Below are 26922 nucleotides of genomic sequence, written 5' to 3'. Positions count from 1 at the left end.
CGTTCGGCGCATTGACGGGCTCTTACACGTGTCACAGCATGGGCGCTGCCCGGTGTCCGCGCGTCGGCAGGTGTCGTGGGTCTCCCGGCGTCGTCCTCAGCGTGGAGGTCTCCGTGTCCCGTGCCCTGCCCCGATCCCGCAAGGCCCTCGCGCTCCTGGCCGGAGCCGCCGCGCTCGCCGGACCGCTGACGCTCGCCCCGCCCGCGAGCGCCGCCGAGGTCCCGTACAGCGTCACGCCGCTGCGGTTCACCGTCGAGGCAGGCGGGCGGAGTTGTGCCGTCGACGCCGACCTGTACCGGCCTGCCGGGGTGGACGCCGGACATCCCGCGCCGGCGGTCCTCGCCACCAACGGCTTCGGCGGCAGCAAGAGCGACGGTTCCACCGACGCCATCGGCCGGGCCTTCGCCGAGCGGGGCTATGTCGGTCTCGTCTACTCCGGCCTCGGCTTCGGGAAGTCCGGCTGCCTGATCTCCCTCGACGACCCAGAGATCGACGGCCGCGCCTCCGCCGGATTCGTCGACTTCCTCGGCGGCGACCGGGCCGCCGACGACGGCACCCGCGCCGACTTCGTCACCCGCGACGGAGCGGGCGACCCGCGCGTCGGCATGATCGGCGGCTCCTACGGCGGGGCCGTACAGCTCGCCGCCGCCTCGGTCGACCCCCGTATCGACGCCCTCGTCCCCCTCATCACCTGGAACGACCTCGCCTACTCCCTCGCCCCCAACGCCGCCGACCGCGGCACCCCCGGCGTCTTCAAGTGGCAGTGGGCGAACGCCTTCTACCTGATGGGGGAGGGGCAGCCGCTGCTCGTCCCCTCGCTCGACCCCAGCCGGATCAACTCGCTCCGCTGCCTGCACTTCGTCTCCGACGCCTGCGACACCGTGCGGCTCCTCAACTCCGGCCGCTACCCCAAGGCCGAGACCGAGAAGATGCTCGCCTACGCCCGCAGCGTCTCCCCGGTCTCGTACGTCGACCGGATCACCGCCCCCACCCTGATCGTCCAGGGCCAGGCCGACACCCTCTTCAACCTCAACGAGGCGAACTCCACCTACGACCGGCTCCGCGAGCGCGGTGTCGACACCCGGATGATCTGGCAGTCCTGGGGACACAGCGGCGGCCAGAAGCCCGGCGAACTCGACCTGGGACAGGGCAACCTGGAGGGAAGCTACGTCGGACAGCGGATCCTCGGATGGTTCGACCGGTACCTGCGGAAGAACCCGGCCGCCGACACCGGGCCCGCCTTCGCCTGGTACCGCGACTGGCAGAGCGGCTACGGCACCGCCGCCGGGGTGCCTGCGCCCAGTCAGCGGCTGTACCTCTCCGGCGACGGCAAGCTCGTCGACGACCGTGCGAAGGTCGCCCGGGGCTCGCGTGCGTACAGCAACCGGCTCTTCCCGACGAGCCATTCCGAATCCTCGCTGGCCGGGACGATCGGGCTGCCCGACCCCCGGCCGTACGACACCGCGGGCACCTACCTCGGCTGGACCAGCGCCCCGCTCACCGCGCCCGTCGACCTCGTCGGCGCCCCGAGGGCCACCCTGAAGGTGGACTCCCCGGCCGCCGAGCGCGTCCAGGGCTCCGGCGACGCCGCCGACAAGCTCGTCCTCTTCGCCAAGCTCTACGACATCGCCCCCGACGGCACCAAGACCCTGGTCAACCGTCTCGTCGCACCGGTCCGGGTGCCGGACGTCACCCGCCCCTTCACGGTCGAGCTGCCCGCCGTCGTCCACCGCTACGGGACGGGCCACCGCCTGGAGCTGGTGATCGCGGGCAGCGACACGGCGTACTCCGGCAACCGCGGCATCAAGCCGGTGACCGTCGTCGGCGCCCCCGGGGACCCGGGGACGCTCGAACTGCCCCTGGTCCAGGGGCGGGTGGGCTAGACCGAGACGGCCCGGAGCGCCGCGTACCCGGGGCGGACGACCTCGTCGATCAGCCGCTGCCGCTCCGGCAGCGGCAGGAAGGCGGCCTCCAGCGCGGCGACCGTGAACTCCTCGAAGACCTCGGGGCCGTAACCGAAGGCGTCCACCATGTGCTGGAACTCCTCGCTCATGGTGGTGCCGGAGACCAGCCGGTTGTCCGTGTTGAGGGTGATCCGGAAGCCCAGGCGGCGCAGCTCGTCGATCGGGTGCGAGGCGTAGTCCTTCGCGGCGCCCGTCTGGAGGTTGGACGTCGGGCAGACCTCCAGGGCGATCCGGTTGTCCCGGACGTACGAGGCGAGCCGGCCCAGCGTGCCGTCCTCGGCGATGTCGTCCGTGATCCGCACGCCGTGGCCGATCCGCTCGGTGCCGCAGACCTGCACGGCCTCGTGGATCGACTCCGCGCCGACGGCCTCGCCCGCGTGGATCGTGAAGTGGCAGTTCTCCTGCTTCAGGTGCTGGAAGGCGGGGAGGTGGCGGGCCGGCGGGTTGCCGATCTCACCGCCGGCGATGTCGAAGCCGGCCACGCCCTTGTCCCGGTGCGCGACCGTGAGCCGCGCGATCTCCAGGGAGCGGTCCGTGTGGCGCATGCCGGTGAGGAGGGTGCGCACGGTGATACGGCCGCCGGAACGGCGCTCGCCCTCACGGAAACCGTCGTTGACGGCCTCGACGACCTCGTCGAGGGTGAGACCGCCCTCCAGGTGCTGCTCGGGGGCGTAGCGGATCTCGGCGTAGACGACACCGTCCGCCGCGAGGTCCTCGGCGCACTCGGCCGCGATGCGCGTGAGCGCCTCGCGGGTCTGCATCACCGCGCAGGTGTGGGCGAAGGTCTCCAGGTAGCGCTCCAGCGAACCGGAGTCGGCCGCGTCCCGGAACCAGACCGCGAGCGCGGCCGGGTCCTGGGTCGGCAGCGCGGTGTAGCCGCACTCCCGTGCCAGCTCGACTATGGTCGCGGCGCGCAGCCCACCGTCGAGGTGGTCGTGGAGGACGGCCTTGGGGGCCCGGCGGATCCACTCGGAGACGGTGGCGGCGGCAGGCGTGGCAGGGTTGTCAGACAAGTGCATGGCGGGGAAGTGTACGCCACGGGGGACGGGCCCGCTGTGACGGGCCCGACAGGGGCTGCGGCGCCCAGGTCCCCGGCGGGGTGGGGAGCCGGCCCCGGGGAGGGGGCGCGGGCCCCTGGCGGGGTGCGGACCGGTGCCCCGACGGGGTGCCGGGGCCGGACTAGGGCCGGGCCTAGTGCGACTGCAGGACGGGCAGTGCCGGGGCGCCCGTCGGGAGCATGTGCTTGGCGGCCAGGACCGGGGTCTCGCCGACCCGCACGACCTGGGTGATCAGCACGGCCGGAGTGTCCGCGGGCCGCCCCAGCTGGTCCCCGCGCCGCCGTCCGAGCAGCGTCGCCGTGATGCCGCTGTGCGCGGTGAGCGCCGTCTCCCGCGAGGCCCCGAGCAGGACCGAGAGCATGGAGGCGGCGGGGCCGCGCGCGGTGCGCTCCTCCGTCGCCCGCAGGGCCCGGGCGAACTCCGGGTGCACCCGGTCGAGCAGCTCGTCGGCCGCCGCCCACTCGTGGCTCAGCGCCGCCGCCGTACCCTCCCCGGTCAGCACGGACTCCCAGAACCGCAGCTCCGCGCGGGCCGGGGCGAGCAGGTGCTGGGTGGTGAAGTCGGTCGGTTCCTCGACCGTCCGCAGCAGCGCCCGCACCCGCAGCGGCGTGCCCGCGCCGATCAGCTCCTCCAGCGGCTGGACGTGCTCGAACCCGCGCCGGGGCGGCCGGTCGTTGACCGTCCGGCCCACCCCGCGGCGTACGGTCAGCAGGCCGTCCTCCTGGAGCAGCAGCAGGGCCTCGCGCAGGGCGGGTCGGCTCACGCCCAGCTCGGCCGCGAGCTTCGGCTCGGAGGGGAGCGTCGAGCCCGGCGGGTAGGTGCCGTCGTGGACGGCGTCCGCGATCCGCTCGTAGAGCGCCACGACCGGCCGCCGCCGCTGTCCGCTGACCGCCACGGCCGCTCCTCGTCTCGATTCCGGTCGGATCCGGTGGATCCGGTGATCCCGTGGATCCGGTGATCCCGTGGGTCCCGGTGGGGTCGCGTGACCCCGGTCCCGACGGTGTCCGGCACCACGGTAGTCGGCCCACGTTGTCTGACAAGTCACCCGTACGGCTCTCCTCGCCGTCACGGTGAGGCGCCACTCACCTCATTCTGGTCCCACGGCTGCGGCCGGGTACGACCGACGGCACGACGGAGGAGAGGGCCGGGCATGAGTCCGAACGAGGCGTCACGGACATCGGGCGGGGGCGGGTCCCGGTTCGCCGAAGCCCTCACCCCGGGGCGGATCGGGATGGCCGTGCTCGCCATCGTCACCCTGCTCGTCATCTTCCAGAACACCAGGCACGTCAAGATCCGGCTCCTCGTCCCCGAGGTGTCCATGCCGCTCGGTCCGGCCCTGCTCGCGACCGCGCCGCTCATCGGCGCCGCCTGCGGCTCCTACGTCATGGCCCGGAGGCGGAAGTGAGGCGGCGCGCCGTCGTGGGGGCGGGTGCCGTCCTCGCGCTCGCGGCCGTCGCCGTCAGCTCGACGGAGGAGGCCGCCGGGGCCGACTACGGCACCCGCCCGGTGCCCGACTTCCTCGGCCGCGGCCTGTGGCGGGTCTTCACCCGGCTGGACCGCCGCACCCGGCTCGACGTCCACGACGTGAGCGGACGGGACCGGCGGGTGATCTGGCCGCCGCGGTGGCGGGTCGTCACGCAGTACCCGGCTGCGGGCACGGGTCTCGACCGCCGCACCACCGTCATGATCGGAGTCGTACGGAAGGGGGAGAACTGCCCGCCCCGGGTGAGGACGGCCCGGCGCTGATGGCCCGGCGCTGAGGGCCGGCACCGCTGAGCGGCTCCACGGCCGGCGGCCAGGTCCCGGCCACCGCCCCCCGACCCCGCTCAGCGCTTGTAGTTGATCTTCATCGTGTCGAGGTCGGTCACCGTCGACCGCAGCCCCTTGTACCCGTGGCCGAGCTCACCGAGCGCGGTCTCCACCCGCTCCTCCGCAAGCGCGCCCGCCATCTCGTCGCCGTCCTCCGCGTCGGAGACGACGACCAGGCGGTACGAGAAGTGCTTCAGCGTCCGGTCGTAGGCCAGCGAGCCCTCCTCCGTGAACTGCATCGCGGTCAGCCCGTGCGCGTCCACCTCGCCGAGCAGCCGGGCCCGGCTCTCCTCCGACAGCCCGTCGAAGGTGCCGCGCACGATGACCCGGTAGGTGTGCTGCGTGCCCATTCCTCGTACTCCCTGCGCCCTGGTTCTCCGGCCGCCCCACGGCGTACCGACCTGCCACCCTACGGCGGCGGCCATCCGGTCCGCCGGGAATTTCCCGCCGCCCCCCGCACCCCGGGCCCGACCGAAGCCCGTGGCCGAGAACCCCTGGTCAGGAAGACCCTCGGGCGTGTTCCATGGGGCGATGACGACCGTACGACGTGCCGTACTGACGCTGCCCGCCGCCCCCTTGGGCCCGGACAACCCTCTTCCCGCACTGCGGGCCCCCGCCGGGGCCCACGCGGTCGACCCGCGGACCCTCGCGGAACTTCCGCGCGACATGGCCAGGGGCATCGGCCGGGACCCGCTGCGCAGCCTCCTCCCCGCCCCCGTGCGCGACGGCTACGGCCGCGAGCGCACACCCGCGGACCTCGACACGATCGTGATCGAGAACGACCGGCTCCGGGTGACCGTGCTGCCCGGTCTCGGCGGTCGCGTCCACTCCCTCCACCACAAGCCCACCGGACGCGAACTCCTCTACCGCAACCCGGTGTTCCAGCCGGCCGCGTTCGCTCTCAACGGCGCCTGGTTCTCCGGCGGCGTCGAGTGGAACATCGGGGCCACCGGCCACACCACCCTCTCCTGCTCGCCCCTCCACGCGGCGACCGTCCGCGCCCCCGACGGCGGGCCGATGCTCCGTCTCTGGGAGTGGGAGCGCCTGCGCGACCTGCCCTTCCAGGTCGACCTCTGGCTCCCGGAGGGCTCCGACTTCCTGTACGTCGGGGTCCGGATACGCAACCCCCACGAGCGCACCGCCCCCGTCTACTGGTGGTCCAACATCGCCGTCCCCGAGGACCGCCGCGTCCTCGCGCCCGCCGACGCCGCCTGGCACCACGGCTACGACCGCGGCCTGAGCCGGGTCCCCGTACCGGCCGCCGAGGACGGCACCGACCGCACGTACCCGCTGAACAGCACCCACGCCGCCGACTGGTTCTACGACCTGCCCGAAGGGCAGCGCCGGTGGATCGCCGCCCTCGACGCGGACGGCACCGGACTCGTCCAGACCTCCACCGACCCGCTGCGCGGCCGCAAGCTCTTCGTGTGGGGCACCGGGCGCGGCGGCCGGCGCTGGCAGGAGTGGCTGACGGAACCGGGCACCCCCGGCTACGCGGAGATCCAGGCCGGGCTCGCCCGCACCCAGCTGGAGCACCTGGAACTCGCGGGCGGAGCGGAGTTCAGCTGGCTGGAGGCGTACGGACCGCTCGCCACCGACCCCGCGACGGCGCTCGGCGAGGACTGGACCGCCGCCCGCGCCGACGTCGAGCGCAGCCTGTCCGGCGCGCTGCCCCGCGCCGCCGTCGACGCCGCGTACACGGCCTGGCGGGAGGGGGCGGCCGACCTCCCCCCGGAGGAGGTCCTGGCTGCCGGATCCGGCTGGGGGGCGCTCGAAGTCCTGCGCGGGGGCCACGAGTTGCCTGGTACGCCATTCCCGGAGTCGACGCTCGGACCCGAGCAGGAGCCCTGGCGGGAACTGCTCCGCACCGGCGTCCTGCCGGCCCCGGCGAGCGGCGCGGCACCCCTGATCGCGCCGCTGGTCGCGCCCCCCTGGCGGGACATGCTGGAGACCGCCCCCGCCGACCCCACCACCGAGTACCAGCTCGGCATCGCCCAGTGGCACGCCGGTGACCGGGCCCAGGCTGTACGGAGCTGGGAGCGGGGACTCAAGGAGGCGCGCACGCGCTGGCCCCTGCTGTACTGCCTGGCCGTCGCCGACCGGGAGGACGGCCACCCGGAACGCGCCGCCGAGCACTTCACGGAGGCCTTCAACGACCACGAGGCGGCGCAGGCCGGCCCGGTGGCGCAGCACCCGGGGGCCGCCACCGGCACCGGGGCTGCGGAGGCCGACGCGGACGACGACGGGGCGGGGGCGCCGGTCGCCCTCGCACTCGGCCGCGAGGCGCTCGACGCGCTCCTCGCCGTCGACCGGCCCGACCGGGCCCGGGCCCTCTGGCACCGGCTGCCGGATTCCGCCCGGCGGCGCGGCGCCTTCCGGCTGCTCGAGGTCCGGCTGCTGCTCGCCGAGCGCCGGCCGGACGAGGCACGGGCCGTCTTCGACGCGGGCTTCGAGGTCGCGGACCTGCGCGAGGGCGCCGAGATCCTGGGCGAGCTCTGGCAGCGGTTCACCGACGAAATCCTGCCGGAGGCCTACGAGTTCAGGATGCGCCCGAGCTGAGGGCAGGGCCCCGTCCGGGGCGCCGCCGCTACCCTGGAGGGGACGGAGACCGTGGGGGAGCGGAGGTCCGGGGATGACCGCGTGGGCGACACAGGAGTGCCGGTGCGGGCATCCGCGCTTCCGGCACGGGGAACCCCGCTTCTCGGGAACCTGTGACGGCTGCCTGTGCGGATCCTTCGAGCTGCCCCCGGCTCCGGCCCTCGCGGACGAGCCGCCCCCGCCCCCGGAGCCGGACCGCACGCCCCACCCCGGCTGCCCCCTCCAGGACCCGGACTGTACCGGGTATCACGACATCTTCTGAGGGGTCGCGCGGACGAGGCGGGCCCCCTCCCGGACGTGCGCCGCGAACTCCGGAGGCCCCGGCGGAGGGGGCGCCGGACGCGCCTTGCACCGATCATGGGAAGGGGCACCCTTCGCGCCGACGGGCGCCCCTTCCGCCCGGGAGGCAGGAGGTACGGCCATGGAGCGCGAGCGCGAGGTCTATTTCTACGACTATGCGTCCGACTTCGGACTCAGCGGACTCGCCGGCATCCTGTGCGCCCGGTCGACACTCCGCCTCGACGAACCGGTGGTCCTCGACATCGCCGAGTCCGAGGCGGAGGACGACGACCACCGGATCGGCGCGGACGCACGGCTCCTCCTGGGGTCCCCGCCGCCGGACGACGTGCTCCGCGCCGTGTGGCTGGCGGCCGTACGCCGCTGCTTCGACCCGGCCGAGGAGGGCACGGACACCCGGACCTGGCTGGAGCGTGTCGCGGAGCTGTGCCCGCCGCGGGCTCCGGAGCGCGACCCGTACGAGGCGAAGTCCCTGGACGAGGCGCGGCCCGTCGTGCCGGAGGAGGAGCTTCGGACGACCGTGGCCGCCGAGGTCGAGTCGGCCGCCGCAGGCCTTGAGCTCCGCGTCGCCGTACCCGGAATCGCCCCGGCCCTCCTCCGGGTCGTGCGGGAGGCGGACGCCGACCTCGGGTTCCGGCTGTTCCTGAGGGCGCTCAAGGCGTACTCCGTGCCGGTCGAGGCGGACACGTACGAGCGGCTGATCGCCCTCGGCGACGCGCTGGCCTACCCGCGGGTCGTGGTCCATGACGAGCTGAGCGTGCGCTGGCGCCCCCTCGATCCGGGCCGTCGCGACTTCGCACTCGGGCGGTTCGGGCTGCCGATGCTCGCGGCCGCACTCCGCGGGACCGAATGGGCCTACGGGGGCACCCCGCGCGAACACATCCAGCGGGTCGCCGACGACGGCCCGGGACACGCCCCCGGGGCGTACGCCGCGGTGCTCCTCGACGACGCCTGGCGGCTCCTCGACTCCGCCCTCCCGGCGCAGGCGGTCGGACTGCTCTGGCGGACCGCTGCCGGTCGCCCGCACGTCCTCGACGAGGACGAGTTCGACGCCGACGGGCGGGTCTGGCTGGAGCAGGTCTCCCAGGTGTGCCACGCCCACCTCGCGGAGGTCGACCCCGCCTACGCGCCCTTCCTCTCGCCCCCCAGGACGGATCTCACGGAGCCGGTGCTCCGTGAGGTGCGGGATGCGGTGCACACCGACGCGGAGCAGGTACGCGGGGTGGCCCGGGTCCTGGAGGACGTGGTCACGGCTGTCGACCCGGACCTCGGCTTCCGCCTCCTGCTCCGCGTTCTCGCCATGTACGGGGTCCCCGTCGGCGAGGACCGCCGCGCCCGCTACCGCGTTCTCGCCGCGCAACTCGGGTTCAGCGAGGACCACCTGGACGACCGGCTGCCCGAGGACCGCCGCGGAGCCTCGTAGCCCGCTCGCCGCACCTGTCGGGGCCGTCGCCCGCCCGCGGGGCCGCTACGGCACCCGGCACACGATCTCGCCGTGCGGGACCAGGAACCAGGCGTCCTCCCGGGTGCCCCACTCCCGCCAGGCGTCCGCGATCTCCGTCAGCTCGGCCCTGGTCGCGTGGCCGCCGGACACGGCCAGGTCGGCGTAGCCGGAGCCGGTCGTACGGTCCGCCCACAGGCCGCTCCACCAGGCGCGCTCCTCGGGCGTCGCGAAGCACCAGGTGCCGGCGGTCGTCGTGATGTCGGTGAAGCCGGCCTGCCGCGCCCAGGAGAACAGCCGCCGTCCCGCGTCCGGTTCGCCGCCGTTGGCCCGGGCGACCCGGTGGTACAGGTCCAGCCAGCCGTCCAGGGCGGGCCGTTCGGGATACCAGGCGAAGGCCCCGTAGTCGCTGTCGCGGGCCGCGACGAGACCGCCGGGCCTGCACACCCGCCGCATCTCGCGCAGCGCCCGCACCGGGTCGCCGACGTGCTGGAGCACCTGGTGGGCATGGACCACGTCGAAGGAGTCGTCGGGGAAGTCCAGGGCGTGCACGTCGGCGACGGCGAACTCGACGTTGTCCAGGCCGCGTTCGACGGCCACGGCGCGGGCCTTCGCCAGGACCTCCTCGGCCGTGTCGACCGCGGTGACCCGGCCGGGGGCGACCAGGGCGGCCAGGTCGGCGGTGATGGTGCCGGGGCCGCAGCCCACGTCCAGGACGTCCAGACCCGAGGAGAGCTCGGGCAGCAGATAGGCCGCGGAGTTGGCGGCCGTCCGCCAGTTGTGCGAGCGCAGGACCGACTCGTGGTGGCCGTGGGTGTAGACGGCCGTCTCATGGGCCGTCTCGTGGCCCGCGGAGGGCGCGGAAGAGGTGGCATGCGTCATCGGAGCGACTCCCTCGGTGTGGGTGCGTGCTCACCACCGTACGCACCGATGTCGCATCATGAGATCTGCGTCTTGAGATGTGGACAACGCCGGAGGGGCGCGTCAGACGAACAGGACCCCTCGGTAACGGAGTTCTTCGAGCATCCGGCCTCCCGTCTCCTCCCGCAGGACCTCCCCGTCCGCGCGCCAGCCCGCCGCCTCGTAGAAGCGGCGCCCCCGTGCGTTCCCCGCGAACACCCACAGCGCCGCCGTGCGGAACCCGGTCGCCACGAGGGCCTCCGTGGAGGCCGCGAGGAGCGCCCGCCCGACTCCCGTGCCCCACACCTCCGGCAGGGCGTAGAGGGCGGCCAGTTCGGCCGTGGTCCGCCGGTCGAACTCCTCGTCCGGCCAGGCGCGGAAACAGGAGAACGCCCGCACCCGCTCGTCGGGACCCGTCTCGACCAGGACCGTGGGCCGCTCCGGGGCGGTGAGGCGGGCCCGCCAGGTGGCGGTGCGCTCCTCGACGTCCAGGGCGTCCAGATAGGGGCCGGGCAGCAGGTCGCGGTAGGCGGCCCGCCAGGACAGCACGTGCACGGTGGCGATGCCCGCCGCGTCCTCGGCAAGGGCTTCTCGTATCGGCATGCCGCATTGTCCTCCGGGCGGCGCCCCGGACGCCTCGCAATAACGGACCGCCCTGACGAACCCCCTGTGACAGCACGATGAACGGGCCGTCCCGACCGCCCTTCTGACCCTAGGATCGGCCGCGCCGCCACCCGGTGGCGCGCCTCTCCCCTCTGTCGAGGAGTCCCGTGCCGAACTCGCCCGCGCCCGCCCGTCGTTCCGTGCTGAAGGTCCTCGCGGCGGCCCCGGCGGTCTCCGCCCTCGGCGGGCTCGCCACCGTCACCACGCCCTCCGCCGCATCGGCGCACGCACCCGCACCCGCCACGGCCGGCGCCGCCGTCCCCCTCACCGCGCCCGGCATCGTCAAGGCCCTCCCGGCCGAGTACTTCACCGTCCGGGGCACCAACGCCGAGGCACGCTTCGACGGCTTCGGGGACACCGGACAGCTCACCCCCGTCGACCGCTTCTTCGTCCGCAACCACACCACCACCCCCGTCCTCGACGCCGGCGACTGGCGCCTGACCCTCTGGGGCGACGGTCTGCACGGCCGCAGCCCGGTCCACTTCACGTACGGGCAGCTCCGCGACCTGCCCTCCGTCACCCGGACGGCCCTCATCGAGTGCGCCGGAAACGGGCGCAGCCTCTACACGAGCCAGCAGGGCGAGCCGGTCACCGGCACCGCCTGGACCCTGGGCGCCGTCGGAGCCGCGCGCTGGCGCGGGGTGCGCCTCGCCGACGTGCTGCGACGGGCCGGGATCGCCCGCGACGCCGTCGACCTCCTGCCGCGCGGCCTCGACGACCCGTACTTCTCCGGCGGGATCGACTACGGCCGGGTCCGCCGCCCCCTGCCCGTCGCCAAGGCCTTCGACGACGTGATCCTCGCGTACGAGATGAACGGCGAGCCCCTCCCGTACGACCACGGTCACCCGGTGCGGCTCGTGGTGCCCTCCTGGGTCGGCATCGCCTCCATCAAGTGGCTCGGCGACATCGAGGTCTCCACCCGTCCGCTCAGCTCGCCCTGGTCCACGGACTGGTACCGCCTCTTCGGCGACGCCCACCCGGCCGGCGGCAGCGCCCCGATCAGCCGCCAGACGCTCAAGTCCGGCTACCAGCTGCCCTTCGGCGCCACCCTGGAAGCCGGCCGCCTCCACCGGCTGACCGGCAGGGCCTGGTCCGCGCACGCGCCCGTACGGACGGTCGAGGTGTCCACCGACGGCGGCGGGCGCTGGCGGCGGGCCCACCTCCACGACACCCCGCGGCGGGACGGCTGGGTCCGCTGGAGCACGCCGTGGCTCCCGCGCGCCACCGGACCGGTCACCCTGCTCTCGCGGACCACCGACGCCGCCGGAAACACCCAGCCCGAGCGGGCCGTCCACAACACCCAGGGTTATCTCTTCAACGCGATCGTGCGCCACTCCGTGACCGTCGCCTGAACCGACGCCTGGAGCGGCGGAAACGCCCGAACCTTCTTATAAAGGGCACGGGGGTGCCGTGCCGGCGCCCCCGTGCGCTCAGGAGGTACGGGACATGCGGCAGACGGCTCCGGACGGCCGCGGCCCGGTGCGCTACGGGCCTCCCGCCCCCGACACCGGCCTGCCCGTCCTGCCCGGACTCGCCGGGCTCCTCGCCGCCGCCGCAGGGCGGACCACCCCGGAGCCGCCCGGCGGCGGCCCCGTCCTGCGCGAGGCCGCCTCCGGCTACTGGTGGCGGCGCGGTCTGCGCACCCACCCCGAGGACGTCGTGGCGGGCCCCGGCGCCCCCGCGCTGCTGCTGGCCCTGATCGCCGCCCACGGCGGCGACCTCCTCCTGCCCCGGCCCTGCCCCGCCTGGTGGACCCCGCAGGCCCGCCTCCTCGGCCGCCCGGCGTACCACGTTCCGACCCCCGCCGAGGCCGGCGGCGTCCCCGACCCGTACGCCCTCCTGGAGACCGTCCGGCGGATCCGGGCCGAGGGCGGCACCCCGCGCGTCCTCCTGCTCTCCGTCGCCGACGACCCCACCGCCACCGTCGCCCCGCCCGAACTCGTCCGCGAGGCGTGCGAGGCCGCCGTCGCCGAAGGACTGCACGTCATCAGCGACGAGACCTGGCGCGACACCCGCCACCGCCCCGAGGACACCGTGCTCCTCAGCCCCGCGGAGATGTGCCCGGACGACGTGACCGTCCTCTCCGACCTCGGCGGCGCCCTCACCCCGGCCGCCTGGCCCTGCGCCGTCGCCCGCTTCCCGCCCACCGATCCGTCCCGCGCCGACCGCTGGACCGACCGCCGCGCCCGCGTCCTCGACGTGCTCACCGCCCTCGGAGCCGTCGTCCCGGGGCCCGTCGCCCCCGCGGCCGCGCACGCCCTGGACGAACCCGAGGACGTCACCGTACGGGCCCGGCGCGCCGCCGCCGTCCACGGCCGCCTGGCCGCGGCCGCGCACCGCGCGGTCCTCGCCGCGGGGGCCCTCGCCCGGCCGCCACAGGCGGGCCGCCACCTCTACGCCGACCTCGGGCCGCTACGGGCCGGTCTCGCCGCCCGGGGTGTCACCGACTCCCTGGAGCTGGAGAGCCACCTCGGCGCACGCCTCGGCGCCCCCGCGACCGGCGGGCACCGCTTCGGCGACGAACTCGGCGCCCTCCGCGTCAGGTTCGGCACCAACATGTTCCTGGGCGGTACGGAGGAGGAACGGGCGGAGACGCTCGCCGCACGGGACCCGGAGACGCTTCCCCATGTGGCGTCGAAGCTGGCGGAGTTCGGAGGAATCCTGGAGGAACTCCGGTGACAGCCACCCCGGTCGGCCCCCCGACGCGGCAACCCGCGCGCGTCGCAGGAGCCGCAGACGTGCAGATCACGAGCACCGAACGGGGCGACCGTCCCCGCCCCTCGGCAGCCCCCGGACCAGACCGCCCCTCGGCAGCCCCCGGACCGGACGGCCCCTCGGCAGCCCCCGGACCGGACGGCCCCTCGGCAGCCCCCGGACCGAACCGCCCCTCCGCACGAGCCGAACCATCCGCGCAGAACGGAGCCCGCAGATGACGGAACGGACGGCACACCCCACGCGGGCCGCCCAGGCCGCCCCGCACCAGCCCGATCCCGCCACGGCTCCCGCCCCTTCCCCCGCGCCGCCGCCCGCTCCCGTCCTCCATCCCGTCGGGCGGCTCCGCCTCGACTGGCCCCGCAGCTTCGCCGACCGGCTCACCGCCCCGCTCCCCGGCGTGCGGGCCCTGGCCCGCCTCGCCCGCGAGGGCGCCGTACGGCCCCGCCCGGAAGGCCTCCGCGACATCCCGCTGCTGCCCTTCGAGCCGGGTCCGCTGCCGCCCGCCGGACCCGACACCCTCGCCATCACCTGGGCGGGGCACGCCAGTTGGGTCCTGCGCATGGGCGGGCTCACCGTCCTCACCGACCCGGTCTGGTCCCGCCGGATCTTCGGCACCCCCGCCCGGCTCACCCCCGTCGGCGTCCGCTGGGAGGACCTGCCGCGCATCGACGCCGTCGTCATCAGCCACAACCACTTCGACCACCTCGACGCCCCCACCCTGAAGCGGCTTCCCCGGCACACCCCGGTCTTCGTCCCCGCCGGCCTCGGCCGCTGGTTCGTCCGCCGCCGGTTCAGCCGGGTCACCGAGCTCGACTGGTGGGAGGCGGCCGAACTCGACGGCGTGCGCTTCGACTTCGTCCCCGCCCACCACTGGTCCAAGCGCACCCTCCTGGACACCTGCCGCTCCCTGTGGGGCGGTTGGGTGCTCACCGACCGGTCCGGGCGGCGCGTCCACTTCGCGGGGGACACCGGGTACGGCCGCTGGTTCGCCGAGATCGGCCGCCGGTACCCCGGCATCGACCTGGCCCTGCTCCCGATCGGCGCCTACGACCCCCGCTGGTGGCTCAGCGACGTCCACACCGATCCGGAGGAGGCGGTCCGCGCCCACCAGGACCTCGGGGCGCGGCGGATGGCCCCCATGCACTGGGCGACCTTCGTGCTGTCCTCTGAGCCCGTCCTCGAACCCCTCACCCGGGTCAGGACCGCCTGGGAGCAGGCCGGGCTGCGCCGCGAGGACCTGTGGGACCTGCCGGTCGGCGGCTCACGGGTGCTCGTGCCCTGACGCGGCGCGCCCCGACGCCCCGTCGGCCTTCGCCCGCGGCCCCCGGAAGCGCCGCCACAGCCCCGGGACCGCGCTGACGAGCACCGTGAGGCCCACCGCGGCGACGACACCCTGCCAGGGCTCCGGGAACAGCGACCCGCCCAGGATCCCGATCAGCTGGTACGTCGCCGCCCACGCCAGACAGGCCGCCAGGTCACCGCGCACGAACCGCCGCAGCGGCATCTCCGACAGCAGACACGCCAGCATCACCGGGATCCGCCCCGCGGGCACGAGCCGGGACAGGACGAGCACGGACACCTGATGCGTATCGAGCCGCTCCTGCGCGTGCGCCAGCCGCTCCGGCGTCACCCGGCCCCGCAGCGTGGCGAGCCACCGCGAGCCGTTGCGCGAGCGCACCCCGCGCTGCCCCAGCCAGTACAGGGCGGTGTCGCCGAGGAGCGCCGCGAACGCCGCCACCAGGAAGACGAAGAGCAGCGCGAGCGGCGAGCTCTGGTGGAAGGCGACCACCGCCGCCGAACTGACGATCGCGCCCGTCGGTACGACCGGCACCAGGGCGCCGAGCGCCACGAGGAGGAACAGGGAGGGATAGCCGACGGCCTGCTGCGTCGACTCCGGCGGCAGCTCCCGCACCGCCGTCACGACCCCGGTGAGCCCGTGGATCACCGACCTCCCCCCGGCCGTATGCCCCGTCCGGCCCGCGTCCCGCGACTCACCGGGCCACCTCCGGACGTACCCGCTCGCCGTGCCCGAGCAGATGGACCGCCACCTTCGGCGCCAGCCGCGCCGCGTGCCGTACGAACTCGTCGCCCGGCGCGTGGAACTCGTGCGGCCTGATCCCGTCGAGCCCGATGGGCCAGTACGTGCCGTAGTGCACCGGGATCGCCGCCGCGGGCGACAGCGCGGCGAGCGCCTCGGCCGCCCGGCCCGCGTCGAGATGACCGTGCCCCAGGTACGGGCCCCAGCCGCCGACCGGCAGCAGTGCCACGTCCACCGGGCCGACCGCCTCCGCCATCCCGTCGAAGAGACCGGTGTCCCCGGCGAAGTACGTCCGCGCCTCGCCCTCGACGACGTACCCGAGCGCGGGGGCGCGGTGCGGCCCCACCGGCAGCCGCCGTCCGTCGTGGAGCGCCGGCACCGCCCGTACCGTCACGCCCTCGACCGTCACCGTGTCGCCCGGCTCCACCTCGGTGACCCGCAGCCCGTTCCCGTCGAGCCTGCGCAGCCCCGGTACGGCGGCGGGGGCGCCGCGCGGCACGACGAGGAGCGTCCCGGGCGTGAGCCGGGCCAGCGACGGCAGGTGCAGATGGTCGGAGTGCAGGTGCGAGACGAGGACGGCCTCGGCGACCGCGGCCTCGGGCGGCGGCAGGGCGCCGCGCCGCCGCCGCAGATGCGCGAGCCTCCGCGTGAACAGCGGATCGGTGAGGAAGCGGACCCCGGAGTCCTCGACCGTGCAGGTCGCGTGACCCCACCAGGTGACCTCCACCGGCATGCCGCCTTCCGTCGTCTCGGGTTGCGGCCGTCGTCCACCGCCGGTCACGATGTCCGCGCTCGTACCCTCGCTCCGTATCGAGGGTAAATGTCCGGAGCGGGCGCCGGAGGATGTTCGGCCGTGCCGTCCCGCAGTAGGGTCGGCCCATGGACGACGTTCGGGTGGCGGCGATCGCCAGCCTCACCCCGCTCGAAGAGCTGGACAGCGACCCCTTCCTCGTGGACACGCGCCGCCAGCACGCGGTGTGTGCGCGCTGGGCCGACGACCAGGGGTACGTGGTCGCCCGCCAACTGCTGTTCTACGGGATCCGGCCTGATCACGAGGCCCTGTGGGTGGACGTGGAGGCGGGGGCCGTCGACCTGTTCGTCGCCGCCAACGAGCGGGTCCTCGCGCGCGCGTTGACCTCCGTGCCGGGCTTCCGGGCGGAGTGCGCGCGGCGCGGGGTGCGCGTGGAGACCGCCTGTTCAGACGGGTCGGCGTGCGAGCCGGAGTACGACGCGGCGGCGAAGGCGGGGGTCCACCGGCGGCTCTCGATGCCGACGGCCGGGTACGACGGCTGCTGACGCCGCCTCCGCGGGCCCGGCGACCCGATGCGGCGGCGCCCGGCGCCCGACTTCACGCGCCCCCTCGCGTTCGACCCCACGCGCCCCTCGCATACGGCCTCACGCGCCTCCACGCGCCCCTCGCGTACGGCCTCACGCGCCCCCTCACGTACGACTTCTCGTGCGCCTGCACGCGCGACCGCACCTACGTCGTCACGCGCGGCCGGACGTACGTCCGCACCCGCGACCTGACACACCCGGGCCGATCGCCGTCACCCGTTTTCCCCGCCGACCGTGGGCGTTGTGCCACGCTTGGGACAGGAAACGGGTGAAAGGCGTAGCGGGCGTGGGTGACGGGCGATGGGGTGGCGCCGACCGCTGGCGGTCCGCGGGCGGAGCGCTGGGGCGGGTGATCGCGGTGTGGGCGGTGTCGACGCTCACCATGCTGATCCTCGCCGGGCTGCTCCCCGACTTCGAGCTGCAGTCCGCCGACGGCGACACGTTCACGAGGACGGCGCTCACCGCCGCCGCCGCGGCCGGAGCCTTCGGTCTGCTCGGCGCGCTCGTGTGGCCGGTGATCGTGCGGGGCCTGCTGCTCGTCCCCGCGCTCGTGCTCGGTCTGCTGGTGTTCTTCCTCAACGGTTCGATGCTGCTCGTCGCGCTCTGGCTGATCCCCGACGGGCGCGGCGCCGCCAACCCCGAGACCGCCGTCGCGGTCGCCGCCGTCATGTCCGCCGTCGCCTCCGCCACCTCCACCGCCCTCGCCGTCCGCGACGACGACGCCTACCGGCGCCGGCTCTACCGGCTCACCGGCCGCACCCGGCCCCGCGCGTCGCACGACGCGCCCGAGCAGGTGCCCGGGACGGTCTTCCTCCAGCTCGACGGCGTCGGCCACCACGTCCTGCGCGACGCCGTCGCCGACGGGCTCATGCCGACCGTGGCGTCCTGGATCGACGCGGGCCACCGGCTCACCCCGTGGCGCACCGACTGGTCCAGCCAGACCGGCGCGAGCCAGCTCGGCATCCTGCACGGCTCCAACGAGGACGTGCCCGCCTTCCGCTGGTACGAGAAGGACACCGGCCGGCTCATGGTGTCGAACCGCCCGGCCAGTGCCGTGGAGCTCCAGCGACGGGCCGTGCACCGCACCGGGGACGGCGGCCTGCTCACCGTCGACGGGGCCTCGCGCGGCAACCTGTTCAGCGGCGGCGCGGACCAGCTCGCGCTCGTCCTGTCGGTGGCCGCCCGGCGCGGCCCGCGCAACCGCTCGCGCGCCGGCTACTTCGCCTACTTCTCCGACCCGGCCAACGCCGTCCGTACCGCCGGATCGCTCGTCGCCGAGTGCGGCCGTGAGATCTTCCAGTCGACCCGGGCTCTGCTGCGCCGCGAGACCCCGCGCGTCTCACGCGGCGGCACGTACCCCTTCGTGCGCGCCTTCGCGACGGTCGTGGAGCGCGACGTCGTCGTCTCGGCGGTGATGGGGGACATGCTCGCCGGGCGCACCGCCGTCTACGCCGACCTCGTCGCCTACGACGAGGTCGCCCACCACTCGGGCCCGCACGGCCGGGACACCGACCAGGTCCTGCGCCGCCTCGACCGCTCGATCGCGCTGATCGCCACCGTCGCCGAGCACGCCCCCCGCCCGTACCGGATCGTGCTGCTCTCGGATCACGGGCAGAGTCCCGGCGAGACCTTCGAGGGCGCGTACGGGCTGACGCTCAAGGACCTGGTCAGGGCCGGGTGCGGGCTTCCGGTGCCGCGCCGGGTGCGGAGGATCGGGAGGGGGCGCCCCCGGACGGAGTCCGGGGGAGGTTCGGAGGCGCGGGACGCGGCCAGGGACGCGCTGCGCCTCGCGCTGCACCGGCCGGTGGACGAGACCGGCGAGAGCGCGAAGGAGTTGCCCGCGCGGCCCTCCGAGCCGCTCGTCCTCGCCTCCGGCAACCTCGGTCTCATCTCGTTCCCCGACGTGCCGCACCGGATGACCCGGGAGGAGATCGACCGGCGCCACCCGGCCCTGCTCCGTGCCCTCGCCCACCATCCGGGCGTCGGCTTCGTGCTGGTGGCGAGCGCCGAGCACGGCTCGGTGGTGCTCGCCCGCGACGGGGTGGAGGTGCCGGTCGCCGAACTCGACGACGGGGGACCGCTCGCCGTCTTCGGCCCGGGCACGGCGCGGGCGGTACGGCGCACGGACGGCTTCCCGCACGTCGCGGACATCATGGTCAACTCGATGTACGACCCGGCGACGGGCACCGTGCACGCCTTCGAGGAGCAGATCGGCTCGCACGGCGGCCTCGGCGGCGAGCAGTCGCACCCGTTCCTCCTCTCGCCGCCCGAGCTGTCGCCACCGGTCGGCGCGGGGGAGGAGCTGGTCGGCGCGGAGCAGGTGCACCGGGTGCTGCGGCGCTGGCTGCGGGAGTGCTCGGGGCCGCAGGTCCCGCTGGAGATTTCGCCGTCCACGGGCGAATCGGAATCACTTCTTCCGGTTGACGAGCCGGTCGCACAGGACAAAAACCGCTGATTTGGACGCCTGTTCGCCCATACCGGACGATGACCCGGAATGCACGACGGAAGGCGCACCACCGCATGAGCACGGCCACCACAACTCCACAGAGCGACACCGAAGCACCAGGGGCCTCCGGGGCCTCAGGGACCCCCGGAACCCCCGGAGCCCCCGGGACCGACGGCAAGCACTCCCGTCGATTCGGGCTCCCCATCGCGACCGCCCTGGTCATGGGCAACATCATCGGCGGCGGAATCTTCCTGCTGCCGGCCTCCGTCGCCCCCTACGGCACCATCAGCCTCGTCGCCTTCGGCATCCTCACCCTCGGCGCGATCGCCCTCGCCCTCGTCTTCGGCCGCCTCGCCCACCGCCACCCCAGGACCGGCGGACCGTACGTCTACGCCCGCGAGGCCTTCGGCGACTTCGCCGGATTCCTCACGGCCTGGTCGTACTGGATCACCGCCTGGGTCTCCAACGCCGCCCTGGCCGTCGCCGCCGTCGGCTACCTCGACGTGCTGATACCGCTCCACGGATCGAAGCCCGCCACCCTCGCCGCCGCGCTCCTCGTCCAGTGGCTCCCGGCCCTCGCGAACCTCGCCGGCACCCGCTACGTCGGCGCCGTGCAGATCGTCGCGACCGTGCTCAAGTTCGTCCCGCTGCTGCTCGTCGCCGTCGGCGGACTGTTCTTCTTCGACAGCTCCCATCTCGGGCCCTTCCGGGCGGGCGGCGAGAGCGCACTCGGCGCCGTCTCCGCCTCCGCCGCGATCCTGCTCTTCAGCTACCTCGGCGTCGAGTCGGCCGCCGTCAGCGCCGGCGAGGTCCGCGACCCGCGCCGCAACGTCGGCCGCGCCACCGTCCTCGGCACCCTGGCCGCCGCCTTCCTCTACCTGCTCACCACCCTGTCCGTCTTCGGGACCGTCCCGCACGAGCGGCTCGTCGGCTCCAGCGCCCCCTTCACGGACGCCGTCGACCTCATGTTCGGCGGCTCATGGGGCGGCACGGCCGTCGCCTGCATGGCCCTCGTCTCCATGCTCGGCGCCCTCAACGGCTGGACGCTGCTGAGCGCGCAGACGCCCTACGCGGCGGCCCGCGACGGACTCTTCCCGAAGGTCTTCGCCAGGAAGCGGCGCGGGGTCCCCACGGTCGGCGTCCTCGTGACCGTCGTCCTCGCCTCGCTCCTCACCGTCTACAACTACACGGCGGGCACCGCGGGCGTCTTCGAGACCCTCGTCCTCGTCACGACCTTCACCGCCACCGTGCCCTATCTGCTCTCCTCCGCGGCGCAGTTCTTCTTCCTCCTCTCCGGACAGTCCGACCGCGTCCACCGCCCCCGGCTGATCCGCGACACCGTCCTCACCCTCGCCGCCTTCGGCTTCTCCCTCTGGCTTGTCGCGGGCTCCGGCTACGCGGCCGTCTACCAGGGCGTGCTGTTCCTCTTCGCGGGCGTGCTCGTGTACGCGGGGATGTCGGCCCGCAGGCGGCGCGCGGCCGCGGGGGAGGGGGCGGCGAGCTCCTGACCGGGGCGATCGCCCCCCGTGCGGTGAACCGGTGAATCACGGCCCCCACCCGTAGGCCGCTCGGGCGGATCTCGGGCCGGACGCGCGTGTCGGGACCCCGGCGGGGCAGTACGGATCTCCGTGAGCCCCGCGCCCGAGCCGACCGCCACCCCGCCCGCCACCCCGGCGGGCCGCCCGGCACGCGCGAGGCCGGTGTGTGCGAGGCCGCGATGCGCGCGGGCGGGGTGCCCACGGGCGGGATGCGCCCGGCAAGGGTGGACTCGGCAGGGGTGGACTCGGCAGGGGTGGCGAGGCCGTTTCCCGGCCCCCGACCGACGCCTCTGGGTCGTCCTGCTGCTCGTCCTTGCCGCGCTGATCGGCACCGGCGCCGCAGGCACGCTCACCGGCGGGGCCGAACTCCGGCCCGCCACCGCCTCCCCGGCCCCCGACCCGAGCGGCGAGACCCACGACCCGGCAGGCACCGAGGCCGGACTTCCCGGCCGATCCCGCCGGCACCGGACGGGCATCCGCCCGGTCCGGCGCCCGCGCCGTCCCCCGCACGGCGCCCGGGACCGGCGCCGCACCCCCGCCCACGCCCCCGTCCCCGGCCCGCGCGGCGACGCGCTCCGGTGCGTGGTGATGCGCTGCTGAGAGGTCCGGCCTCTCCGCAGTCCCCGACATCACCCCCGCACCACGAGGAGCTTCGCCATGCCCGTCGACCCGTTCGCCGTTCTCCAGGCCCTGCTGCGCGCCGAGGCCTCCCGGGCACAGCGCCCCGAACGCCGGGCGCCCGAGCCCGCCGCCCCGGCCGCCGAGCCCGCCATGGACCCGGCACCCGAACCGCCCACGTACCGGGACGAACGCCAACGCTGACCGTCCGTCACGCCCCGACCCGGGCCATGGCGGCATCCGATGTGCGGACCGGCATCCGGGCGTACGAGGGTGTTCCGACGACCTCGGCCGACCGGAACCCCTGAGACCGGGGAGGAGCGGAGTCGAGGCCGGAGTCGGGGCGCGGTCGGAGTCGGGGGCGGGGACGTTCCCGCCCCTCTCAGGCCGCCTCGACGGCCTCGAACGGCTGCGGCGCACGGCGCCGGCCGTGCAGCCACACCAGCGCGGCCGCGACCGTGGCGAGCGACACGAGCGCCGCCAGGGCCGGGACGAGACCGACGAGCGGGCCCGCCGCCAGGCAGCACACGCCGCCCAGGGCGAGGGCGGTCGGCCGCCGGCCCGTGGTGCGCAGCACGATCGCGGCGGCGCCCAGCAGATACACGCCGACACCCCCGGTCAGCGACCAGGCGACGACCCCGTGGAGAGGCTCGGCCAGGCCGTAGTGCCCGGTGTCGGCGACCTGCTGGAGGACCTTCTTCATCCCGAGCGCGGTGAGCACGACGCCCGCCACCAGCGGCAGGTGCAGGAACGTGTACACGTCCCGCGCGAACCGGGTGCGGTCGTCGCCGTCGAGACCGGCGAGCCGGTGCTCGGCCGCCTCACCGAGCTGCCGGAAGTACAGCCGCCACAGCCCCGCCGAGAGCAGCAGCCCGGCCGCCGAGGCGCCCAGCACGGCGTAGGTGAGCGGGAAGCCGGAGACGCCGACGCCCATCGCGACGATGGACTCGCCGAGCGCGATGATCACGATCAGGCCGTGCCGCTCGGAGAAGTGCCCGGGGGAGTTGACCCGCCAGCCGGTCGCGCCCGTGACGAAGATTCCGAGGTAGTCGACGGCCACCGCCCCGAGCCACAACAGGAGTTGGACCCGGCCGCTGTACGAGCTGCCGATCAGGAGCAGCATCAGCGGCGGGACGACGGACGTCAGGGCCGTCCGGCGCAGCGTGGCACGCAGGGCGGGGTCGCCGGGACTGGAGATCCAGTACGAGACCAGGTGCAGGACGCGCACCGCGCCGTAGCAGAGCACGAACACCAGCGGCACCGACAGCCCGCCCGGCGGGTCCGTGAACACGTCCGGGACGGCGAGCGACACGATCAGGACGATGGCCATGACCGTGACGAGGACCCCGAACAGGGCCCCGGAGTCGGCCCGTACGACATTCCCCAGCCAGGCGAAGCAGCACCAGCACCACCACAGCAGCGCGAGCACGACCATCGCACCGACCACGCGCACCGGCGAGGGCGCGGCCGCCATCAGGGCGGTGACCTGTGTGATCGCGTACACGAACACCAGGTCGAAGAAGAGCTCCGCGGGCGTCACCGCGTGATCGTCCCCGGTGGCCACCATGCGGGCCCGTTCCCTGTTCCACGCCATGTGTCTCTCCCCCTCCGGGGAGACCACTCCCGGCCACCCCGGCGCGAACAATACTCACGCCCGGCGCCCGGAGACACACGCTTCCGCGACCGGCGGAACGACACCGGCGCAGCTCGGCCCGCGCACTCGCCGCCGGGCAGGGGCGAGGGTCGGCGCGTGCCAACTGTCCCACCCGGGCTCGGCGTTGCCCTCCCTGAGGCAGCTGCTCTGACCTGCCGACGACCGTGGGAGGGGGCGCATTACCTCCCGCGTAATCGACCCCCGCCGGCCCGCCCGGCATGCTCGGGGACACCGGAACCCGGGCGGCGCACTCCGCTCGGGCTCCGGGTCCACCGTCAGTGCGAACGTCCCCCATGGAGGGTGATCCGCCATGTCCCAGGCCCTGCTCGCCGGTCTTGCCCGCACGACCCGTCCGCAGTCCGCGGTGCGCCGTTTCCTCGCCCTCGACGCCGTCGTCACCGGGGCGAACGGGATCGCCTACGCCGTCGCCTCCGGCCCGCTGGGGGAGTTTCTCGGCGTCGACGCGGGTCTCCTGCTCGAACTGGGCGTCCTGCTCGCCGTGTACGCCGCGGGCGTCGCCTGGCTCGCGAGCCGCCCGCAGCCCCCGGCGCTCGGCGTGAAGCTCGTCGTCGACATCAACGCGGTCTGGGCCGTCCTCAGCATCGTCGCCCTCGTCGCCTGGCTGGAGCCGACCACCGCGGGCCTGGTGTGGACGCCCCTGCAGGCGGCCACCGTCGGCGGCTTCGCCCTCGCGCAGTGGGCGGCGCTCCGGGCCGTCGCCGCTAGTCGCTGAACGGCGGCAGGGACTGGAGGTACGCGACCGTCGCCGGGTCGGCCGGGAGGAACGTCTCGATGGCCAGCTCGGCGACCGTCACGTCCAGCGGGGTGTTGAACGTCGAGATCGACGACACGAACGACAGCACCCGCCCGTCGTGCTCGATCCGCAGCGGCAGCGCGAAGTACGGGTACACCTCCTCAGGACCCGGGGCGCCGACCTCGTCGTCGTCCGTGCCCGGCGGCGACGGATACGCCGACACCTCCGCGTACAGCGCCCGCAAGGACTCCGAACGCGCCAGCCCGATCTGACGCTCCATCTGGTGCAGCAGATGCCCGCGCCACTCGGGCAGGTTCCTGATCCGCGGCGCGAGCCCCTCCGGGTGCAGGGTGATCCGCATCGCGTTCAGCGGCGGCGTCAGCAGATGCCCCGGCAGCCCGTCCAGGAGCAGCCCGATGCCCCGGTTCGCCGCCACCACCGTGTACGAGCCGTCCACCACGAGCGCCGGATACGGCTCGTATCCCCGCAACAGCTGCTCGATGCCCGCCCGCAGCGTCTCCAGACGCGGGGCGTCGAGCGCCGACTCCGCGTACCGGGGCGCGTACCCGGCGGCCAGCAGCAGCGCGTTCCGCTCGCGGACCGGCACCTCCAGGTGCTCGGCCAGCCTGAGGACCATCTCCTCGCTCGGCCGGGAGCGGCCCGTCTCCACGAACGAGATGTGCCGCGCCGAGGAGTCCGCACGCAGCGCGAGCTCCAGCTGGCTCAGCCGCCGCTGCTCACGCCAACCGCGCAGCAGCGGCCCCACTCCCGTGTCGTTCACGACCGTTGTCATGGCCAGACGGTATCCCAGAGGGGGACCCGGGTAGTTTCTCCCCGGGACCCCTGTCCGTCACCCGCGCCACCCGACCGGAGGGAGCACCGCCGTGCCCACACAGCCGCTGTCGCAGAAGGAGATCGAGGACCGACTGCGGGAGCTCCCCGGCTGGTCGGTCGAGGAGGACCGGCTCACCCGCGAGTACCGGCTCGGCGACCACTTCGCGGCGACCGCGTTCGTCGTCCACGTGGCCAGGATCCAGCAGGAGCTCGACCATCACTCGGAGCTGACCCTCGGCTACAACACCGTCGCCCTGTCCGTGAACACCCACTCCGCCGGTGGCGCCGTCACCGAGAAGGACTTCGGGCTAGCCGAGCGGGTGGAGGGGATCGCCCCGGGCCACGGCGCCGCCTGACGCGCGGTCACCATCGCCCCGTCCTCCGTACGGCCGGCCGCCCGCATCCCGTCCTCCGTACGGCGGGCCGCCCGCATCCCGTCCTCCGTACGGCGGGCCACCCGCATCCCGTCCGCCGTACGCTCGCCGCCCGCTTCCCGTCCTGCGTACGGCCGCCGTCCGCCTCTCCTCCTTCGTACGCTCACCACCCTCGTACGATCCTCGGTATGGCGGAGACCCTGCTCGACTACGAGAACGAAGCGGCGCACTACGACCGGACCCGGGGCGGGGTGCCCCGGGCCCGCGCCGCGGCCGAGGCCGTCCTGGGCCTCGTGCCGCCCGGCGCCCGGACCCTGCTCGACCTGGCCTGCGGCACCGGTCTCGTCACCGAACGGCTCGCCCGGCCGGGACTGCGCGTCTACGGCGCCGACGCCGCCCACGCCATGCTGCGGGTCGCCCAGGGACGCGTACCCGGCCGGGTCGTCCGCGCCGACGCCCGGCGACTGCCGTTCCCCGACGCCTCCCTGGACGCGGTCAGCGCCGTCTGGCTGCTCCACCTCGTCCCCTTCACGGCGGAGATCGTCGCCGAGGCCGCCCGCGTCCTGCGCCCCGGCGGCGTCCTGATCGCCACCGTCGACAAGGACGCGGCCCACGACGTCGGCAGCGACATCGACACGATCCTCCGCCCGTACCGCTCGGCCCGGGCGGCCACCGACCGGGCCGACCTCATCACCCGGTACGCCGCCGCCCACGGCCTCGCGGCCGCGCCCGGCACGCACTTCACGGGACACGGCCAGGGCGGCACCCCGCGCGACACCGTACGGAAGCTGCGCGCCGGGTACTTCGCCTCCTGGTTCCCCGGCGACGCGGCGGCCGTCGAGACGCCGGCCACCGCGCTCGCCGCCCTCCCGGACCAGGACCGCCCCCGTGCCGATCCCCGGTACCGGCTCGCCCGCTTCGTCCGGCAGGACTGAGGCGGCACCCGCGGGCCGGGCGCTCAGGCCTCCTCGCCGGCCCAGGTCGCGTCCGCGAACGCGCCGAAGGAACGCGGCTCGCGGCCCAGGACCCGCTTCACACCGTCCGTCACCGAGGCGTTGTGGCCGTCGAGGAGCGTCGCGAACAGAGTCGCGAGCCATACGGCCTCCGGGGCCGGCAGACCGAACTCGGTGAGCATCCCGGCGTACTCGGACCGGGAGGCGGGCCGGTAGGCCACCGGCCGCCCCGAGGCGCGCGAGATCTCCGCCGCCACCTCAGCGAAGCCGATCGGACGGGGCCCGGTCAGCTCGTGCACCAGCCCCGCGTGACCGACCGTCGTCAGGGTCTCGACGACCACGTCCGCGAGGTCGTCCACGTCGATGAACGGCTCCGCCGTGTCGCCCGCCGGGAAGACGACCACGCCCTCCGCGACCCCCTCCGCGAGCAGTCCCTCGGAGAAGTTCTGAGCGAAGAACGCGGCCCGTACGACGGTCAGTTCCACGCCGACGGCCGCCGCGCGCAGGGCCTCCTCCGCCACGACCGCCTCCGGCTCCCCGCGCCCGGACAGCACCGTCAGCCGGCGCACCCCGTGCTCCGCGGCCAGCCGGCCGAAGGTCTCCATCGCCTGGACCCCGCCGGGCGCCGCGAGATCCGGGTAGTAGGCCACGTAGGCGGCGTCCGCGCCCCGCAGTGCAGGGCCCCAGGTCTCCGGGGCCTCCCAGTCGAAGGGCGTCGAGCCGGAACGGGACCCGGCGCGCACGGTCACCCCGCGCGCCGTGAGCCGTTCGGCCACGCGGCGGCCGGTCTTACCGGTCGCGCTCGTCACCAGGACGGTCAGGCTCTCACCGTTCGCGCCCCGCCCGTTCACGTTCCGCTCGTCGATGCCCTGCTCGGTCCGCGTGTCGTTCGTCTGCTTCGTCATGGGTCAAGACTCCCGCCCACGGCGCCCG

At 74.7% G+C, this 26922-nt stretch carries 25 protein-coding genes; 15 read left to right on the top strand and 10 right to left on the bottom strand.

Translation table 11 applies throughout. The annotated features are described in order from the left end of the window. Positions 1-113 precede the first annotated feature (113 nt). Positions 114-1883 (top strand): CocE/NonD family hydrolase, encoded by a 1770-nt coding sequence (locus ACIP84_RS06790; RefSeq protein ID WP_401795329.1) that lies wholly within the window; start codon positions 114-116, stop codon positions 1881-1883. Here the strand turns inward: ACIP84_RS06790 and ACIP84_RS06785 are convergent. Continuing rightward, complete coding sequence (locus ACIP84_RS06785) at positions 1880-2983, bottom strand: adenosine deaminase (RefSeq protein ID WP_401795326.1); 1104 nt, start codon at positions 2981-2983, stop codon at positions 1880-1882. The genes ACIP84_RS06790 and ACIP84_RS06785 overlap by 4 nt on opposite strands. 172 nt (positions 2984-3155) lie before the next feature. Continuing rightward, entirely contained in the window at positions 3156-3917 is a 762-nt protein-coding gene (locus ACIP84_RS06780; protein ID WP_401795323.1) for a GntR family transcriptional regulator, read from the bottom strand. Positions 3918-4172: 255 nt separating this feature from the next. On the opposite strand from ACIP84_RS06780, the gene ACIP84_RS06775 reads away from it, so the two are divergent. Both ACIP84_RS06775 and ACIP84_RS06770 read left to right on the top strand, forming a co-directional pair. After that, complete coding sequence (locus tag ACIP84_RS06775; protein WP_401795320.1) at positions 4173-4427, top strand: DUF1049 domain-containing protein; 255 nt, start codon at positions 4173-4175, stop codon at positions 4425-4427. Next, positions 4424-4768 (top strand): hypothetical protein, encoded by a 345-nt coding sequence (locus ACIP84_RS06770; protein WP_401795318.1) that lies wholly within the window; start codon positions 4424-4426, stop codon positions 4766-4768. Before ACIP84_RS06775 ends, ACIP84_RS06770 begins: the two co-directional genes overlap by 4 nt. Positions 4769-4848: 80 nt before the next feature. Here the strand turns inward: ACIP84_RS06770 and ACIP84_RS06765 are convergent, their stop codons facing one another. Continuing rightward, positions 4849-5181 (bottom strand): DUF6204 family protein, encoded by a 333-nt coding sequence (locus ACIP84_RS06765; protein WP_401795315.1) that lies wholly within the window; start codon positions 5179-5181, stop codon positions 4849-4851. Between the two features lie 181 nt (positions 5182-5362). On the opposite strand from ACIP84_RS06765, the gene ACIP84_RS06760 reads away from it, so the two are divergent. Both ACIP84_RS06760 and ACIP84_RS06755 read left to right on the top strand, forming a co-directional pair. Beyond that, a complete protein-coding gene (locus ACIP84_RS06760; protein WP_401795312.1) occupies positions 5363-7390 on the top strand; it encodes a DUF5107 domain-containing protein in 2028 nt (675 codons plus the stop codon). A 460-nt stretch (positions 7391-7850) separates the two neighbouring features. After that, on the top strand, positions 7851-9149 hold the full coding sequence (locus ACIP84_RS06755) for a hypothetical protein (protein ID WP_401795309.1): 1299 nt from the start codon (positions 7851-7853) through the stop codon (positions 9147-9149). Positions 9150-9194: 45 nt separating this feature from the next. Here the strand turns inward: ACIP84_RS06755 and ACIP84_RS06750 are convergent, their stop codons facing one another. Next, positions 9195-10049, bottom strand: coding sequence for a methyltransferase domain-containing protein (locus ACIP84_RS06750; RefSeq protein ID WP_401795307.1), 855 nt, complete (start codon positions 10047-10049; stop codon positions 9195-9197). Positions 10050-10151: 102 nt separating this feature from the next. Beyond that, entirely contained in the window at positions 10152-10670 is a 519-nt protein-coding gene (locus tag ACIP84_RS06745) for a GNAT family N-acetyltransferase (RefSeq protein ID WP_401795304.1), read from the bottom strand. A gap of 167 nt (positions 10671-10837) precedes the next feature. On the opposite strand from ACIP84_RS06745, the gene ACIP84_RS06740 reads away from it, so the two are divergent. The 3 genes from ACIP84_RS06740 (at position 10838) to ACIP84_RS06730 (ending at position 14727) form a co-directional block, all read left to right on the top strand. After that, positions 10838-12082 (top strand): sulfite oxidase, encoded by a 1245-nt coding sequence (locus ACIP84_RS06740; protein ID WP_401795301.1) that lies wholly within the window; start codon positions 10838-10840, stop codon positions 12080-12082. Between the two features lie 94 nt (positions 12083-12176). Next, entirely contained in the window at positions 12177-13409 is a 1233-nt protein-coding gene (locus tag ACIP84_RS06735; protein ID WP_401795299.1) for an aminotransferase class I/II-fold pyridoxal phosphate-dependent enzyme, read from the top strand. Positions 13410-13659: 250 nt separating this feature from the next. Then, entirely contained in the window at positions 13660-14727 is a 1068-nt protein-coding gene (locus tag ACIP84_RS06730; RefSeq protein ID WP_401795296.1) for an MBL fold metallo-hydrolase, read from the top strand. On the opposite strand, the gene ACIP84_RS06725 is transcribed toward ACIP84_RS06730, so the two are convergent. Continuing rightward, on the bottom strand, positions 14707-15390 hold the full coding sequence (locus tag ACIP84_RS06725) for a VTT domain-containing protein (protein ID WP_355958858.1): 684 nt from the start codon (positions 15388-15390) through the stop codon (positions 14707-14709). The genes ACIP84_RS06730 and ACIP84_RS06725 overlap by 21 nt on opposite strands. A 46-nt stretch (positions 15391-15436) precedes the next feature. Then, entirely contained in the window at positions 15437-16216 is a 780-nt protein-coding gene (locus tag ACIP84_RS06720; RefSeq protein ID WP_401795293.1) for an MBL fold metallo-hydrolase, read from the bottom strand. Between the two features lie 146 nt (positions 16217-16362). Between ACIP84_RS06720 and ACIP84_RS06715 the strand changes: the two genes are divergently transcribed. From ACIP84_RS06715 to ACIP84_RS06700, 4 genes are all read left to right on the top strand, one after another. Continuing rightward, positions 16363-16779: a hypothetical protein gene (locus ACIP84_RS06715; protein ID WP_401795290.1), complete on the top strand. Its 417-nt coding sequence runs from the start codon at positions 16363-16365 to the stop codon at positions 16777-16779. A gap of 325 nt (positions 16780-17104) precedes the next feature. Next, the gene (locus ACIP84_RS06710) at positions 17105-19273 is read left to right on the top strand and encodes a phage holin family protein (protein WP_401795287.1); all 2169 of its coding nucleotides are present in this window, start codon (positions 17105-17107) and stop codon (positions 19271-19273) included. Between the two features lie 65 nt (positions 19274-19338). After that, a complete protein-coding gene (locus ACIP84_RS06705) occupies positions 19339-20772 on the top strand; it encodes an amino acid permease (protein ID WP_401795284.1) in 1434 nt (477 codons plus the stop codon). A 687-nt stretch (positions 20773-21459) separates the two neighbouring features. Continuing rightward, positions 21460-21624, top strand: a complete 165-nt coding sequence (locus ACIP84_RS06700; RefSeq protein WP_401795281.1) for a hypothetical protein — start codon at positions 21460-21462, stop codon at positions 21622-21624. A 178-nt stretch (positions 21625-21802) separates the two neighbouring features. Here ACIP84_RS06700 and ACIP84_RS06695 read toward each other — a convergent pair whose 3' ends face one another. Next, positions 21803-23014, bottom strand: a complete 1212-nt coding sequence (locus tag ACIP84_RS06695; protein WP_401795278.1) for a low temperature requirement protein A — start codon at positions 23012-23014, stop codon at positions 21803-21805. Positions 23015-23384: 370 nt separating this feature from the next. Here ACIP84_RS06695 and ACIP84_RS06690 point away from each other — a divergent pair, with 370 nt between their 5' ends. Beyond that, a complete protein-coding gene (locus ACIP84_RS06690) occupies positions 23385-23807 on the top strand; it encodes a hypothetical protein (RefSeq protein WP_055598391.1) in 423 nt (140 codons plus the stop codon). Here the strand turns inward: ACIP84_RS06690 and ACIP84_RS06685 are convergent. After that, entirely contained in the window at positions 23797-24621 is an 825-nt protein-coding gene (locus tag ACIP84_RS06685; RefSeq protein WP_401795275.1) for a helix-turn-helix domain-containing protein, read from the bottom strand. The genes ACIP84_RS06690 and ACIP84_RS06685 overlap by 11 nt on opposite strands. Positions 24622-24712: 91 nt before the next feature. On the opposite strand from ACIP84_RS06685, the gene ACIP84_RS06680 reads away from it, so the two are divergent. Both ACIP84_RS06680 and ACIP84_RS06675 read left to right on the top strand, forming a co-directional pair. Further along, positions 24713-25018: a 4a-hydroxytetrahydrobiopterin dehydratase gene (locus ACIP84_RS06680; RefSeq protein WP_401795272.1), complete on the top strand. Its 306-nt coding sequence runs from the start codon at positions 24713-24715 to the stop codon at positions 25016-25018. A gap of 206 nt (positions 25019-25224) precedes the next feature. Further along, a complete protein-coding gene (locus tag ACIP84_RS06675; protein ID WP_401795269.1) occupies positions 25225-25971 on the top strand; it encodes a class I SAM-dependent methyltransferase in 747 nt (248 codons plus the stop codon). 23 nt (positions 25972-25994) lie between these two features. Here the strand turns inward: ACIP84_RS06675 and ACIP84_RS06670 are convergent, their stop codons facing one another. After that, entirely contained in the window at positions 25995-26894 is a 900-nt protein-coding gene (locus tag ACIP84_RS06670) for an NmrA family transcriptional regulator (protein ID WP_401795266.1), read from the bottom strand. Between the last annotated feature and the right edge of the window lie 28 nt (positions 26895-26922).

This window comes from Streptomyces sp. NPDC088707 (assembly GCF_044752725.1).
Lineage (GTDB): Bacteria > Actinomycetota > Actinomycetes > Streptomycetales > Streptomycetaceae > Streptomyces.
This window is presented reverse-complemented; position numbering and strand designations above follow the sequence as displayed.

Bases quoted from the DNA above. Each gene is read 5' to 3' on its own strand.
- ACIP84_RS06785 (WP_401795326.1), bottom strand. From the start codon at position 2,983: ATGCACTTGTCTGACAACCCTGCCACGCCTGCCGCCGCCACCGTCTCC.
- ACIP84_RS06775 (WP_401795320.1), top strand. From the start codon at position 4,173: ATGAGTCCGAACGAGGCGTCACGGACATCGGGCGGGGGCGGGTCCCGG.
- ACIP84_RS06765 (WP_401795315.1), bottom strand. From the start codon at position 5,181: ATGGGCACGCAGCACACCTACCGGGTCATCGTGCGCGGCACCTTCGAC.
- ACIP84_RS06760 (WP_401795312.1), top strand. From the start codon at position 5,363: ATGACGACCGTACGACGTGCCGTACTGACGCTGCCCGCCGCCCCCTTG.
- ACIP84_RS06755 (WP_401795309.1), top strand. From the start codon at position 7,851: ATGGAGCGCGAGCGCGAGGTCTATTTCTACGACTATGCGTCCGACTTC.
- ACIP84_RS06750 (WP_401795307.1), bottom strand. From the start codon at position 10,049: ATGACGCATGCCACCTCTTCCGCGCCCTCCGCGGGCCACGAGACGGCC.
- ACIP84_RS06745 (WP_401795304.1), bottom strand. From the start codon at position 10,670: ATGCCGATACGAGAAGCCCTTGCCGAGGACGCGGCGGGCATCGCCACC.
- ACIP84_RS06735 (WP_401795299.1), top strand. From the start codon at position 12,177: ATGCGGCAGACGGCTCCGGACGGCCGCGGCCCGGTGCGCTACGGGCCT.
- ACIP84_RS06730 (WP_401795296.1), top strand. From the start codon at position 13,660: ATGACGGAACGGACGGCACACCCCACGCGGGCCGCCCAGGCCGCCCCG.
- ACIP84_RS06720 (WP_401795293.1), bottom strand. From the start codon at position 16,216: ATGCCGGTGGAGGTCACCTGGTGGGGTCACGCGACCTGCACGGTCGAG.
- ACIP84_RS06715 (WP_401795290.1), top strand. From the start codon at position 16,363: ATGGACGACGTTCGGGTGGCGGCGATCGCCAGCCTCACCCCGCTCGAA.
- ACIP84_RS06705 (WP_401795284.1), top strand. From the start codon at position 19,339: ATGAGCACGGCCACCACAACTCCACAGAGCGACACCGAAGCACCAGGG.
- ACIP84_RS06700 (WP_401795281.1), top strand. From the start codon at position 21,460: ATGCCCGTCGACCCGTTCGCCGTTCTCCAGGCCCTGCTGCGCGCCGAG.
- ACIP84_RS06695 (WP_401795278.1), bottom strand. From the start codon at position 23,014: ATGGCGTGGAACAGGGAACGGGCCCGCATGGTGGCCACCGGGGACGAT.
- ACIP84_RS06690 (WP_055598391.1), top strand. From the start codon at position 23,385: ATGTCCCAGGCCCTGCTCGCCGGTCTTGCCCGCACGACCCGTCCGCAG.
- ACIP84_RS06685 (WP_401795275.1), bottom strand. From the start codon at position 24,621: ATGACAACGGTCGTGAACGACACGGGAGTGGGGCCGCTGCTGCGCGGT.
- ACIP84_RS06675 (WP_401795269.1), top strand. From the start codon at position 25,225: ATGGCGGAGACCCTGCTCGACTACGAGAACGAAGCGGCGCACTACGAC.
- ACIP84_RS06670 (WP_401795266.1), bottom strand. From the start codon at position 26,894: ATGACGAAGCAGACGAACGACACGCGGACCGAGCAGGGCATCGACGAG.